This is a genomic window from Pseudomonas sp. D2002 (genome assembly GCF_013385735.1).
Classification (GTDB): Bacteria; Pseudomonadota; Gammaproteobacteria; order Pseudomonadales; family Pseudomonadaceae; genus Aquipseudomonas.
This window is the reverse complement of the sequence record NZ_JACAPL010000006.1, coordinates 509497-522196: the sequence shown is the minus strand read 5'-3', so window position 1 is coordinate 522196 and position 12700 is coordinate 509497. Positions and strand designations below refer to the sequence as shown.

12 protein-coding genes are annotated in these 12700 nt (G+C 60.9%); 5 read left to right on the top strand and 7 right to left on the bottom strand.

What is annotated here, in order from left to right; translation table 11 throughout:
• Window positions 1–152: 152 nt before the first annotated feature.
• Window positions 153–1091 carry a DnaJ C-terminal domain-containing protein gene (locus tag HX783_RS15260; protein WP_177017394.1) on the bottom strand — a complete coding sequence of 313 codons (939 nt, stop codon included), beginning with the start codon at window positions 1089–1091 and terminating at the stop codon, window positions 153–155.
• 238 nt (window positions 1092–1329) lie between these two features.
• On the opposite strand from HX783_RS15260, the gene HX783_RS15255 reads away from it, so the two are divergent.
• Together HX783_RS15255 and HX783_RS15250 are read left to right on the top strand one after the other, a co-directional pair.
• Window positions 1330–2598: an Hsp70 family protein gene (locus HX783_RS15255; protein WP_159953921.1), complete on the top strand. Its 1269-nt coding sequence runs from the start codon at window positions 1330–1332 to the stop codon at window positions 2596–2598.
• Window positions 2599–3118: 520 nt separating this feature from the next.
• The gene (locus tag HX783_RS15250) at window positions 3119–3388 is read left to right on the top strand and encodes a hypothetical protein (RefSeq protein ID WP_177017393.1); all 270 of its coding nucleotides are present in this window, start codon (window positions 3119–3121) and stop codon (window positions 3386–3388) included.
• 42 nt (window positions 3389–3430) lie between these two features.
• Here HX783_RS15250 and HX783_RS15245 read toward each other — a convergent pair whose 3' ends face one another.
• The 3 genes from HX783_RS15245 to HX783_RS15235 form a co-directional block, all read right to left on the bottom strand.
• Window positions 3431–4444 (bottom strand): AI-2E family transporter, encoded by a 1014-nt coding sequence (locus HX783_RS15245; protein ID WP_159953919.1) that lies wholly within the window; start codon window positions 4442–4444, stop codon window positions 3431–3433.
• 194 nt (window positions 4445–4638) lie between these two features.
• Window positions 4639–4950, bottom strand: a complete 312-nt coding sequence (locus tag HX783_RS15240; RefSeq protein WP_106577661.1) for a PsiF family protein — start codon at window positions 4948–4950, stop codon at window positions 4639–4641.
• A gap of 71 nt (window positions 4951–5021) precedes the next feature.
• Complete coding sequence (locus HX783_RS15235; RefSeq protein ID WP_177017392.1) at window positions 5022–5810, bottom strand: helix-turn-helix transcriptional regulator; 789 nt, start codon at window positions 5808–5810, stop codon at window positions 5022–5024.
• Between the two features lie 97 nt (window positions 5811–5907).
• Here HX783_RS15235 and HX783_RS15230 point away from each other — a divergent pair, with 97 nt between their 5' ends.
• On the top strand, window positions 5908–6795 hold the full coding sequence (locus tag HX783_RS15230; protein ID WP_177017391.1) for a DMT family transporter: 888 nt from the start codon (window positions 5908–5910) through the stop codon (window positions 6793–6795).
• 113 nt (window positions 6796–6908) lie between these two features.
• On the opposite strand, the gene HX783_RS15225 is transcribed toward HX783_RS15230, so the two are convergent.
• Window positions 6909–7799 carry a triacylglycerol lipase gene (locus HX783_RS15225; protein WP_177017390.1) on the bottom strand — a complete coding sequence of 297 codons (891 nt, stop codon included), beginning with the start codon at window positions 7797–7799 and terminating at the stop codon, window positions 6909–6911.
• Between the two features lie 76 nt (window positions 7800–7875).
• On the bottom strand, window positions 7876–8517 hold the full coding sequence (locus HX783_RS15220; RefSeq protein WP_177017389.1) for an FMN-dependent NADH-azoreductase: 642 nt from the start codon (window positions 8515–8517) through the stop codon (window positions 7876–7878).
• A 137-nt stretch (window positions 8518–8654) separates the two neighbouring features.
• On the opposite strand from HX783_RS15220, the gene HX783_RS15215 reads away from it, so the two are divergent.
• Both HX783_RS15215 and HX783_RS15210 read left to right on the top strand, forming a co-directional pair.
• The gene (locus HX783_RS15215) at window positions 8655–9554 is read left to right on the top strand and encodes a LysR substrate-binding domain-containing protein (protein WP_177017388.1); all 900 of its coding nucleotides are present in this window, start codon (window positions 8655–8657) and stop codon (window positions 9552–9554) included.
• Between the two features lie 98 nt (window positions 9555–9652).
• Window positions 9653–10183 (top strand): bacterioferritin, encoded by a 531-nt coding sequence (locus HX783_RS15210; RefSeq protein ID WP_106577657.1) that lies wholly within the window; start codon window positions 9653–9655, stop codon window positions 10181–10183.
• 302 nt (window positions 10184–10485) lie between these two features.
• Here the strand turns inward: HX783_RS15210 and HX783_RS15205 are convergent, their stop codons facing one another.
• Window positions 10486–12558, bottom strand: a complete 2073-nt coding sequence (locus tag HX783_RS15205; protein WP_177017387.1) for an AsmA family protein — start codon at window positions 12556–12558, stop codon at window positions 10486–10488.
• Window positions 12559–12700: the final 142 nt, after the last annotated feature.

Genomic DNA, 12700 nt, shown 5'->3' with positions numbered 1-12700 from the left:
TCGTAATGCACGCCCCGAAGGTCAACGTTGAAGCTGCCTTCGGGGGGCGAGGTAACGGGTTGTTCTGGCATATCGGGCCATCCATGACGGGCTGTAAAACCACCAACCTATCGAATAGCCCTGCCTGAAAAGCACTAGGTATTTATCGCGGCTCAGAAATGCTCACGCGGGTTGAACGCGGCTTTCTGCGCCAGCTCTTGCCACAACGCCTTGACCTCCTCGTCACTGCTTTTAGGCATTACGGCCTTGAGCTGCACAAACAGGTAGCCGCGCTGCCCGGCCTTGTTCAGCAAGCCATGGCCCTTGGCGCGCATGCGCTGGCCGTTCTGGCTGCCGGCCGGCACTTTGAGGTTGATCTTGCCGGTGAGGGTCGGCACTGCCACCTCCGCGCCCAACGCCAGTTCCCACGGTGCCAAAGGCAGGTTGATGATCAGGTTTTCGCCATCCACTTCGAATTTGGCGTGCGGCGCAAACTTGATGATCAGGTACAGATCGCCATTCGCTCCACCACCAATGCCCGGCGCGCCCTGGCCCTTGAGGCGGATGCGCTCACCGTCGGCCACGCCGGCGGGGATCTTCACGTTCAGGCTCTTGGTGGTGTTGCTGACGTGGCGACCCGAGCCGTCGTATTGCGGCACCTGGAAGCTGATCTGCTTGGACTCGGTGGACAGCGTGTCCTCCAGCGACACCGACAGTTGCATCTCCACGTCCTGGCCCTTGCGCCCGGTCGGGCGGCGCTGGCCGCCACCGAAGGCGTCGCCACGGTTGCCGAAGATCGAGCTGAAGAAATCGGAGAAGTCTTCAGTGCCTGCGCCGCCGCCAAAACCGCCACGGCTCTGCCAGCCCGGCGGGCCCTGGAACGGCTGGCCATGCTGGCCGTATTTGCGCAGTTCGTCGTATTCCGCGCGCTTATCCGCGCTTTTAAGCGCTTCATAGGCTTCGGACGCGTCCTTGAATTTTTCTTCGGCGTCTTTTTCCTTGCTCACGTCCGGGTGATATTTGCGCGCGAGCTTGCGGTACGCGGCCTTGATTTCCTTGTCATCGGCCGTCGGCTCGACACCCAGAATCTTGTAGTAGTCTTTGAAATCCATCGGCGGTTCACCATCCTCAATCGAGATCGCACAGCCCGGGGCACAACGTGCGCTGCTTTGCACGTGTTGAGGGTTGTGGCCCGGGGGTGCGTCAAAGTGTTATCGGCGCTAGCCGTATGCAACAGATGTGGGGGCAAATCCCGAACTTTCAAGCTCAATTTAACGGATGGCTGGCCTACGCATCCGCCTTCGACTGGCATACACTGCGCGGCCGTTTTTCAACCGGAACCTGATAGACATGAAAAACCCATCCCCAGCCCGTGCCTGCGGTATCGACTTCGGCACGTCCAACTCCACCGTCGGCTGGATCCGCCCCGGCGAGGAGACGCTTATTGCGCTGGAGGACGACAAGATCACGTTGCCGTCGGTGGTGTTCTTCAACTTCGAGGAGCGTCGCCCGGTGTACGGTCGCCTGGCCCTGCACGAATACCTGGAAAACTACGAAGGCCGGCTGATGCGCTCGCTCAAGAGCCTGCTGGGTTCCAAGCTGATCAAGCACGACACCAGCGTACTCGGCACGGCCATGCCGTTCACCGACCTGCTGGCGCTGTTTATCGGCCAGCTCAAGAGCCGCGCCGAAGCCAATGCCGGCCGCGAGTTCGAAGAAGTGGTGCTGGGCCGCCCGGTGTTTTTCGTCGATGACGACCCAATGGCCGACCAGGAAGCGGAGAACACCCTGGTCGACGTGGCGCGTAAAATCGGCTTCAAGGATATTTCGTTCCAGTACGAGCCGATTGCGGCCGCGTTCGACTACGAGTCCACCATCGAAAAAGAAGAGCTGGTACTGATCGTCGACATCGGCGGTGGTACGTCTGACTTCTCCCTGGTGCGCCTGTCACCGGACCGCCGCCACAACGACAACCGCCAGAGCGACATCCTCGCCACCGGCGGCGTGCACATCGGCGGTACCGACTTCGACAAACAGCTCAGCCTGCAAGGCATGATGCCGCTGTTCGGCTACGGCAGCCGCATGAAAAGCGGCGCCTACATGCCCACCAGCCACCACATGAACCTGGCCACCTGGCACACCATCAACTCGGTGTACTCGCAAAAATCCCAGCTGGCCCTGGGCAGCATGCGCTACGACATCGAAGACACCGGCGGCATCGACCGCCTGTTCAAGCTGATCGAACAGCGCGCCGGGCACTGGCTGGCGATGGAAGTGGAAGAAACCAAGATCCAGCTGACCCACGCCGACAGCCGCCACGTGCTGCTGGACCGGGTTGAACCGGGCCTGAGCGTTGAGCTGAGCCGCGCGCTGTTCGAGTCGGCGATTGATGGCTTGCTGGAGCGCGTGCGCAACAGCGTCACGCAATTGCTCAACGATGCCTCGGTGGAAGTGGCGCAAGTGGACACAGTGTTCTTCACCGGCGGTTCCAGCGGCATCCCGGCACTGCGCCACAGCATCTCGGCGATGTTGCCGAATGCGCGGCACGTGGAAGGCAATATCTTCGGCAGTATCGGCAGCGGTTTGGCGATCGAGGCCAGCAAGCGTTACGGCAGCTGACCCTCACCAACACAGCAAATCCAAATGTGGGAGCGGGCTTGCTCGCGAAGGCGGTGCTTCAGTACCAGATGTACTGACTGACACACCGCTTTCGCGAGCAAGCCCGCTCCCACATTTAGGCCTGCACACACCCTAAATCCCAGTCGCCACAGCCCTCCTGTGGCGAGGGAGCTTGCTCCCGCTGGGGTGCGCAGCAGCCCCAAAACCATTCAACCCACTCTCCCGCCTGAATGCTGTAACCAAGCCATCCTGCGCCTTGCACCATTGACTCAATGACGTTTATAGTCCGCCCGTCGCCCACATGGCGATCAGGTTTGGCGACCTGAATCCACGTTCAAAAATGTCTGCTTCCTTGGCAGGCATTCTTGTACCCGCAAAGCTGCGTCTATGGTAGCTGTGCGCGGGAGACCTTCGGGTCTGCCGGTTCCGTGGTTTCCGGTTCGCCAACCTGCGTACAGCTGCCACCCTATTGTTTGGCGACAATCGAGTGGAAGCTCCCTATAGACCACGGAGTTTCACTATGAATCGTTACATGCCCTTAACCGGCCACGACTGCACCATCCCCGCTTTAATCATCGACACTCAAGCCCCTCTCGATGTGCTCTATGAAGCCGCCGCCTTTCGCATTCGCGCGGTGACGCAGCTATTGGAAAACCTCGCTTTTCGAGAAGAGATCAGCAGCGATACCGTGGTACTTCACGACTTCGCACAGCTGATGGCCATCCCCTTGCGGGATGGGTGTGACTTGATGGATGTGATTGGGCGCCGGCTAACTTCACAAGCGTCCTAAGCGGGAACAGGGCGGCTCTTCAGTCGCCCTGCCGGAACACAGTCAAACCATTCCGGCGAGCTTCAGCTCACTCTTCAAATACGCATAGTAAATCGGCCCCGCCACCACACCCGGCAGGCCGAATGCGGCTTCGAACACCAGCATTGCCAGCAGCAATTCCCACGATTTGGCACTGATCTGCCCGCCAACGATGCGCGCATTGAGAAAGTACTCAACCTTGTGGATCACGATCAAATACCCCAACGCCGCCACCGCGACCCAAATCGACAGCGACAGCGCGACGATGGTGATCAGCGTATTGGACATCAGGTTGCCGATCACCGGCAGCAGGCCAAGCAGGAAGGTCAGCACGATCAGGGTTTTGGTCAGCGGCAGGTGAATCCCGCACAACGGCAGGACCACCGCGAGGAAGATCGCGGTGAACATGGTGTTGAGCGCGGCGATCTTGATCTGGGCGAAGACGATATTGCGAAAGGCCTGGACCAGCAGGTGCAGGCGGTCGAACAACGCGGCGGCCAGCGGTTTGCGCTTGGTCAGGTCGGGCACGCGTTGCAGCGCGATGATCGCGCCGAGCACCATGCCGATCAGCAAGGTGACGAACATGTGCGCGGCGTCTTTGCCGACCAGTTGCAGTTCGCTCAGGTGTTTGCTCAGCCAATCGCCAATGGCCACGCGAAATTCCGCGGCGCTGGCGGGCAGGTAGGCGTCGAGGAACGGCGGCAACTGGCCGCGCGCACGGTCGACTACGCCCATGAATTTGTCGAGGGAAGCCCCGGGATTTTCCGCTTCGTGGAGCAGGAAGCTGATGGCGCCGGCGAAGATCAACGTCAGCACGCTGACAATCAAGGTGCCGAGCAACGCCACAGCCAGCCAACGCGCGCGCCGGCCTTCGATCAGCCGCTGTAACTGCGGGGTGAGCATGTTGACCAGTTCATAAACCAGCAGGCCGGCCAACAGGCTGGGCAGCAGTTTGAGCGGCAGGACCAGCAGTAATCCACCGAAAATGATGATGCAACTGACCAGCAACAACACGTGACGCTGAGAAAACGTTGGCATACAGCCTCAAAACGAACGGCGTTAAAGGATGGGCAGTCTGCCAGCCTTGAGGGAATCAAGCGAGAGTTCTGAAGAGTGCGAACACCGTCAGTGTGGGAGCGGGCTTGCTCGCGAGAGCGGTCGTTCAGTCAATGATGTGTTGAATGACCCACCGCTTTCGCGAGCAAGCCCGCTCCCACAGGGGATTCGCCTGATCAGCTACCTTTGAGGCAAGTGCTCATAAAGGTCTTGCGTGCATCACCGGTCAACGCCTTGGTTTTCGCCGTGGCATTGCAGTCTTTCATCTTCTGCTGCTGCGGCGTCAGGGTCTTGGCGTCGTTGGCTGCCGGAGCGGCCTTGAGGCAGGTGCTCATAAATGTTTTACGCTCGTCGCCGGTCTTGCCTTTGGCTTCGGCGTTGCACGTGGTCATTTTTTGTTGCTGGGCGGTCTGTGCAGCGGTGGCGGCAAACCCTTGGGAACACAGCAGCAGGCCCATCATTAACAGCGGAATACGCAGCATCTTCATGGAGTTTTCTCCCTGTTACCGTGCCGGGGGGCACGGCCTACGCAGGAGTGTAGTCAAAGCCTGTTACATCTTCACCGGCTGCGAATATTTGTTCGGCGATATTGCTCCGGCGTACAGCCGGCGTGGCGCTGGAACATGGCGATAAACGCCGAGGCGGTGCTGTAGCCCAGGTCAAACGCCACGTGTTGCACGCTGTGGTCGCTGTCCAAGGCCTCGATGGCCGCCAGGTAGCGCAGGCGCTGGCGCCATTCGCCAAAGCTCATGCCCAGCTCGCGCACAAACTGGCGCGCCAGGGTGCGCTCGCTGACGTGCACTTGCTCAGCCCACTGCGCCAGCGGGCGGTTATCGCCCGGTTGAGCCTGCATGCCTTCGAGCACGCCGAGCAGCCCGGGGTGGCGCGCATAGGGCAGGAAGCAATCGTGAATCGGTGCTTGCTTGAGTTGGTCCACCAGCACCTGGGCCAAGCGGATGTCGGCTTCGGTCTGCGCAATATTGACGTCACGCTGGGCAAAGTCGCTGAGGATGGCCTTGAGAATCTCGCTGATCGCCAGGGTGCACGGCGCCTGCGGCAATTGCTCGCAGAGTTCCGGGGCCAAACCCACCGAGCGATAGACAATCGCCTGGGCGTTGTAGGAGCTGTGTTCGGTGTTCGGTGGGATCCAGACCGCGTACTGCGGCGGCGACATAAAGCGGCTGCCGGCGACCTCCATGCGCATCACGCCGTTGGCCGAATAGTCCAGCGAACCCCAGAAATGCCGGTGCGGGGTGCACTCGGTGTCGGGGGCGAAATCCGAGTAACGAAAGTAGACCGGGCTCGGCAGGCTGTGGAAATCAGCGAGGCGTACGGTATGTCTGGCCATATTGTCTGGATACAAAGGTCGTTTGTCTGGATCGCAGTATAGGCTTCGATCCAGACAAGGGATAATCCTGCCTCACCAACACACCTGGTTTCTTTCGATGCAATACGCGTATCCCCTGCTGGCCATCTTTATCTGGGCCGGTAACACCGTGGTCAACAAACTGGCCGTGGGCACAATCTTCCCCGCAGAAATCGGCTTTTATCGCTGGTTGCTCGCGGCGCTGCTGTTTACCCCGTTCATGCTCAAGCCAGTGATTGCCAACTGGGCGCTGATCCGCCCGAACCTGGGCAAAGTCTTCATCCTCGGCGTGCTGGGCATGGCGGTGTACCAAAGCCTGGCTTACTACGCCGCGACCCTGACCAGCGCCACCAACATGGGCATCATCCTCTCGCTGATGCCGTTGATGTCATTGACCGCCGCCATTATCAGCCTCGGCCAGCGCCTGACCTTCGGCGCGCTGACCGGCGCGGTGCTGTCGTTCGCCGGCGTGGTGGTAGTGGTCTCGGCCGGCAACCTCGGCGCACTGCTGCAACACGGGCTCAACCTGGGCGACGGCATGATGCTGATCGCCACGCTGGCCTACGCGGTCTACAGCACCCTGCTGAAAAAATGGCAGCTGCGCCTGCCGCCGTTGGTGTTGCTGTACCTGCAGGTGCTGGTGGCGGTGGTGGTGTTGTTCCCGTTGTTCCTGTTCTCGACCAAGGCGGGCCTGGGCTGGGCGAATATTCCGCTGGTGCTGTACGCCTGCTTGCTGGCGTCGATGCTCGCGCCGCTGGCGTGGATGCACTCGGTGAAAACCCTGGGGCCAAGCCGCACCACGCTGTTTTTCAACTTGCTGCCGTTGATTACCGCGCTGATTGCGGCGGTGGTGCTGAAGGAAGAGTTGGCGCTGTACCACTTGGTGGGCGGCTTGCTGACGTTGGGCGGGGTGATTTTGTCGGAGCGTTGGACGACGCCGGTGCGCCGTGAGGCCAGTGTGGCCTGATACACCGCTATCGCAGGCAAGCCAGCTCCCACATTCGCCCCCATTCCAAGGTTGGAACACGGTCAACTGTGGGAGCTGGCTTGCCTGCGATGAACGATAACGCGGTCCACCTGCTAAACCCCCGCCGCTTTCAGCCTTCGCGCATGCTCAACAAACAACCGAATCGGCTCAGCGCCCTTGCCCACCAGCCCCAACGACTGGTTGACGATATCAAAGTGGTCCAGCGCATAGTCATCGCCGATCACCACGCCCAGGTGTGAGCTGTAGCGCCCGACCATGCCGTCGCACTGGCCCTTCTCGCGCACGAAACTGCGGGCGAATAACCGGCAACTGCGGTTCGTGCCGTCCAGCAGGTTACGCCCGCGATCGGTCTTGCCCGGCTGCAAGGTGCCGGACCACGAGTAATAACGCACGCCGTTGACCACCTCGGCGCCCTGCCCGCCCCAGGTTTCCGGCAGCCCTTGGGGATACTGGCGGTTAAACCGGGCCACGCCTTCGCACGTCAAGGACTGGTGCGACGCCTGTAAATCCGCCTTGAAGCGTGGCCCGCGATAGCCGGTTTCCAGCAGGCCCATCACCCAGGCGACCAGATGAAACACCGCACTCACGCCCCGGCCTTTCCAGCTGTCCGGCGGATAGTGAGTATGGAAATGGTCCGCCAATTCCGAACCGTGGTTGGGCCCGGCCACCGACGTCACCGACGCCACCCATTCCGGGCGCTTGGCCGCGGCATAACGCGCGGTGAGCGACCCTTGGCTATGGCCGATCAGGTTGACCTTGTCGGCGCCAGTCTCGCGGCGGATCCGCTCGATCTGCACCAGCAACTGCTCGCCGCGCACTTCGCTGGAATCCAGCGGCGCCACCTGCACGGCAAACACCTGCGCGCCACCCGCCCGCAGTGCCGGGACAATGCCGTACCAGTAAGGGAACAGCACCAGGCGCACAAAACCCAGCATGCCGGGCACCAGCACGAGCGGGTAACGCGTGGCGAGGGATTCGGGCATGCGGCGGGCATCCTGATTGGGGGCGATAACGTCATCCTAGACCACTCGACATGACCGCCCCATGACCGCCAGCGCTTTAGAAATGCCCGGCCAGGTCATGCAACTGGCGCTCGGCTTCTTCACAGGCGCGCAGGAATACGGACTTGTCCGACTCTTCACCTTCGGCGGCGATCACCCGAATATCATCGATGCCGATATAGCCCAGCACCGTGCGCAAGTGTGGGTCAGCGTGGTTCATCCCCTCATTTTCGCCGCCTGGGCCAAACCCGTTGCCGCCACGGCTGGTGATGATCAACGCGCGTTTGCCGTTCAGCAAAGGCCGGTATTGCGCAATGCCTTGGGCGTCTTGGCTGATGTCGAAGGTGAGGCCCATGCGTACGATTTGATCGATCCAGGCCTTGAGGCCGCTGGGCACGCCGAAGTTGTACAACGGCATGGAAATCACCAGCAACTCATGCTCGATCAGCTCGCCGACCAGTTCGTCACTCAGTTGCAAGTCGGCCTTCATCACCTTCGGCAGGGATTGCGGCTCGGGGTAGAAATTCGCCGCGACAAACGCTTCGGTAACGTGCGGAATAAAGGCCCGGCCGACTTCACGACGGGTGAGCCGGGCATCGGGGTTGGCGGCCTGCCAAGCATCGAGAAACGACTCTGCCAAGCGCCGGGAATGAGAACGTTCGCCACGTGGGCTGGCGTGAATTACTAGCATTTTTTTCATCTGTATAGACCTTGACGGAGTAGACTCAAGCGACCTGGATGGCCGCCTTTCTTGCCAGCAAATCTAGATCTGAGCGCCAGCCTCGACAAATGAGCAATAGTTAACCCGGATGAATCCATTTCATCCATGGAGCCTGAATGTTTGCCTCGCTGCCCCTTACCGCGTTGCGCACCTTTGAGTCAGCCTCACGCCTGCTGAGCTTCAAAGCCGCGGCCGAGGAATTGTCGGTGACGCCTACCGCGGTATCGCATCAGATTCGCGCGCTGGAAACCTGGCTGGGCGTGCCGTTATTCGAACGCCTGCCGCGCCGGGTGCGTCTTACCGAAGGCGGCGAGCGGCTGTTTCACAGCCTGCACGGCGCCTTGCTGGACGTGGCGCAAAGCATCGATACATTGCGCCCGCAACGCAGTGCCGGGCACCTCACCGTGTCCACGACGCCAGCCTTTGCGGCGCTATGGCTGGTGCCACGGCTGGGGCGCTTCTACGCCGCCCACCCGGACATCAACCTGCGCTTGGATACCCAGTGCGAGGTGCTCGATCTGCAGCAGGACGCCAGCGTCGACCTGGTGATTCGCTATAGCATCGGCGACTACCCGAACCTGTACGGCCAATGCCTGTTCGATGAATGTTTTGCGGTGTATGGCTCGCCCGAGCAGGTTGCGCGGGCCAGCAGTCAAGTGCCGACGCTGATCAGCGTGCGCTGGCACAACTCCGAGCTTTACGCCTTGGGGTGGCAAGCCTGGTGCCACAAAGCCGCGGAAACATGGCTGGATCACAGGCTGCCGTTGCGCGAATACGACGAGGAGCATTACGCGCTGCAAGCGGCGATCGCCGGCCAGGGCCTGGTGCTGGCGAGCAATATTCTGGTGTCGGAAAGCGTTGCCAGCGGCTTGCTGGTGCCCTATCGGCCGCAGGTCAGTGTCGGCGGCGCGGGTTACAGCGCGCTTTGTGTGCCGGGGCGTGAACGCCATCCGCCAGTGCGGGCGTTTTTCCAGTGGGTGCAGGAGGAAGCCAGGCTGTCCGGCCAGGCGGTGTGAAATCCGATAAAACTTTTTGCGTTGCGCGGGACTCACAACTGAGAGCGATCACGCCGGCAGAGCGTGGCGTAAAACCGGATTAGCACCAGGAGATTGAGATGACTGAAGCACATTTGACTGACGTTGCGACCCTGCGCTCACGCGCCCGCCAGAACGTCGAAAACGGCGCCGTGACCGAAGGCTACGACGCCGATCGCGAAGAAATCATCCGCCTGCTCAACGCTTCGCTGGCCACTGAACTGGTCTGCGTGTTGCGCTACAAGCGTCACTACTTCATGGCCACCGGCCTGAAAGCCAGCGTCGCCGCCGATGAGTTTCTCGAGCATGCTACCCAGGAAGCCGAGCACGCCGACAAACTGGCCGAGCGCATCGTGCAATTGGGCGGCGAGCCGGAGTTCAACCCCGACCTGCTGTCGAAGAACTCCCACGCCCAATACGTGGCCGGCAATAACCTGAAAGAAATGGTCTACGAAGACTTGGTGGCCGAGCGCATTGCGGTGGACAGCTACCGCGAAATCATCCAGTACATCGGCGACAAAGACCCGACCACACGTCGCATCTTCGAAGAGATCCTGGCCCAGGAAGAAGAACACGCCGACGACATGGCCGACATTCTGCAAGACCTGTAACCCGCAACACTGCAATATCCTTGTGGGAGCGGGCTTGCTCGCGAAGGCGGACTATCAGTCAACTAAGCTATCGACTGACCCACCGTATTCACGAGCAAGCCCGCTCCCACATTTGGTTTCGGGTTTTGTCAGTGACGTCGCCGCTGTCAGCGCCGACAATCTGCGGACCTGTAACCCGCAACACCGCTGAGCCCCTGTGGGAGCGGGCTTGCCCGCGATAGCGATCAACCAGTCAGCACATCTGCCGACTGTTACACCGCTATCGCAGGCAAGCCAGCTCCCACATTTGCTTTCGGGTTCCCTCAGTTACTTTTCACGGTTTTCGGCGCTTTGCCTTCCTTCATCTGCTGCAGCAACGGCGCGCACTGGTTCGGCTCATCGCCGCTTGGCGCGACCAAGGCCAGCAACCCAGCCGCCGGGCCGGCGATCACACCCAGCGCGACCATACCTGCGCCACGCAGCATCAGCGGCACCGCCTTCACACCCGCATTCGGCTTGATAAACGGCCCGTTGACGTACAGCGGCGAGCGCAGCGAGAACAGGCGGAAGCCTTTCGATTCAGGCGTGATCGTGAGGTCCAACTGCTCGGTGGCCATGTTGGCCGTACCGTCGATGTAAATGATCGCGTTCTCGGTATCGAACACAAACAGGCGGGTGGTGGCCAGGCCGGTCTTGATGCCGAAGTCCGCCGCCGCGCAGTTGATCTTCACTTCCTTGTCGCCGAACAGGCGGCCCACCACGTAGTTGCCGACGTTGAGCCCGGCGATTTCCATTAAGCCACGGCTGATCGCGCCATCGTTGATGAGCATTTTCAGGTCGCCGTTGGAGGTGCCCAGCAGCGCCGCCACGGAATTACCGCGCCCGGAAATATCCGCATCACCGTTGAGTTCACCAAAGCTGGTTTTCATCGGTTCGAAGGTCGGGAACAGTTGCTTGAGCTTGAAATTGCGCGCGGTGAGTTTGGCCCGCCCTTCCATCGGCACGGTGCGGCCGTTCAAGCGAATCTGCGCATCCAGCTTGCCGCCCGCCACGCCGAAACGCAGCGGCTCCAGGCTGAGTTCGCCATCGTTGAGCACCAGGTGCGTGTAGAGATCGGTAAACGGTAAATCGGCACTGTGCACGATGCGTTTGCCGGTGAATTCGACGTCGGCGTCCATGTCGCGCCAGCGTTCGGTGCGGAACTCCTCCACCGGCAGCACCTTGGTTGCCGGTTGCTTGCTTTCACCGCCACGGGCCTTTTGTTTGGCGTTGGAGTCTGCGCCGATCAGCGGCGCGAGGTCGGTCATCAGCAGTTGGTTGGACACCAGCGCGCCGCTGAGCTTGGGGCGTGGTTGACTGGCGACGTAACTCAGGTTGCCGTGGATGTCGCTGTCGCCGATTTTGCCGTTGAAGTTTTCATAAGTGAAAGAGGCACCGCTGGCTTCATGCAGCTTGGCGATCAGGTGACCGTCGGTGGAATAGGCGGGGGAATCGGGCAGCGTCACGCCGGTCAGCGGGTATAGATTACCCAGGCTGGTGCCTGCCAGTTTCAGGCGCAGGTCCAGGGCGCCGAGGTTCAGCGGGTCGGTCAGGGTGCCGGCCAACGCGATGCGGGTGTCGGCGATTTTCACCTGAGCTTGCAGCGGGAACGGCTTGGCCGCGTCCTGCAAGGCCAGCAGGCCGCCGATCTTGCCGGTGCCGTCGAGTTTCTGGCCGTGGTATTGGCCTTTGACCTTCAGGCCAAAGGCGTAGTCCTGGGGCGCCGAGCCTTTTTCCAGGGCCTTTTTGGCATCCGCGTCGCCCACGATTTCACCGAAAGGAATCGGCTTGCCCAGCGGGTCGATGATCACGTCGAGCTGGGTCTTGAGGGTTTGGTCGTCGAGGGTCACATGGCCCTTGTCGAAGCCGATGGCGCCGATGTCGACCACCCAGCTGGAAGGCTCGGCGTTGGGGTCTTTGGGGTCGAATTTGAAGGTCCAGTTGGCACGGCCGTCGGCCAGGCGCTGCAAGTCGGCACTCGGTTCAGTGAGGTCGATACGCGGGATCACCACGCGTTGCACCAACAGCGCCAACGGCGAAATACGTAATTCAACGCGCTTGAGCGTGACCATTTGCGGTTTTTTCGACCAGTCGGGGTTGCCCAGCGTCAGGTCTTCGGCGATCACGTGCGGCCATGGCACCCAGGCGCGCCAACCGCCTTCATCCGGCTCACGTGCCCACACCACAGCAAGGTTGCCATTGATGGCAAAGGGGCGATGCAGCTCTTCGGAGACCTTGGCATTCAGGGGCGGCTTAATGCGGTTCCAGTCGAAGAACACCAGCAACAACACCACCACGGCGATTAACAGAACGAAGCTGGCGCAGCTCCAAGCGACAATTTTACGAGTGCGCGTCATTGCACAGGACTCCTGATTACGACTGAGGGCGCGCGCTGCCGCGCACCTTTTGACTACAGCTTATAAGGCTACGACTGACAAATGGTCTGGGGGTTTACCCGGAGTTCGAATTCATCGCAAAAAAAGCGATTCCTCCTACAGC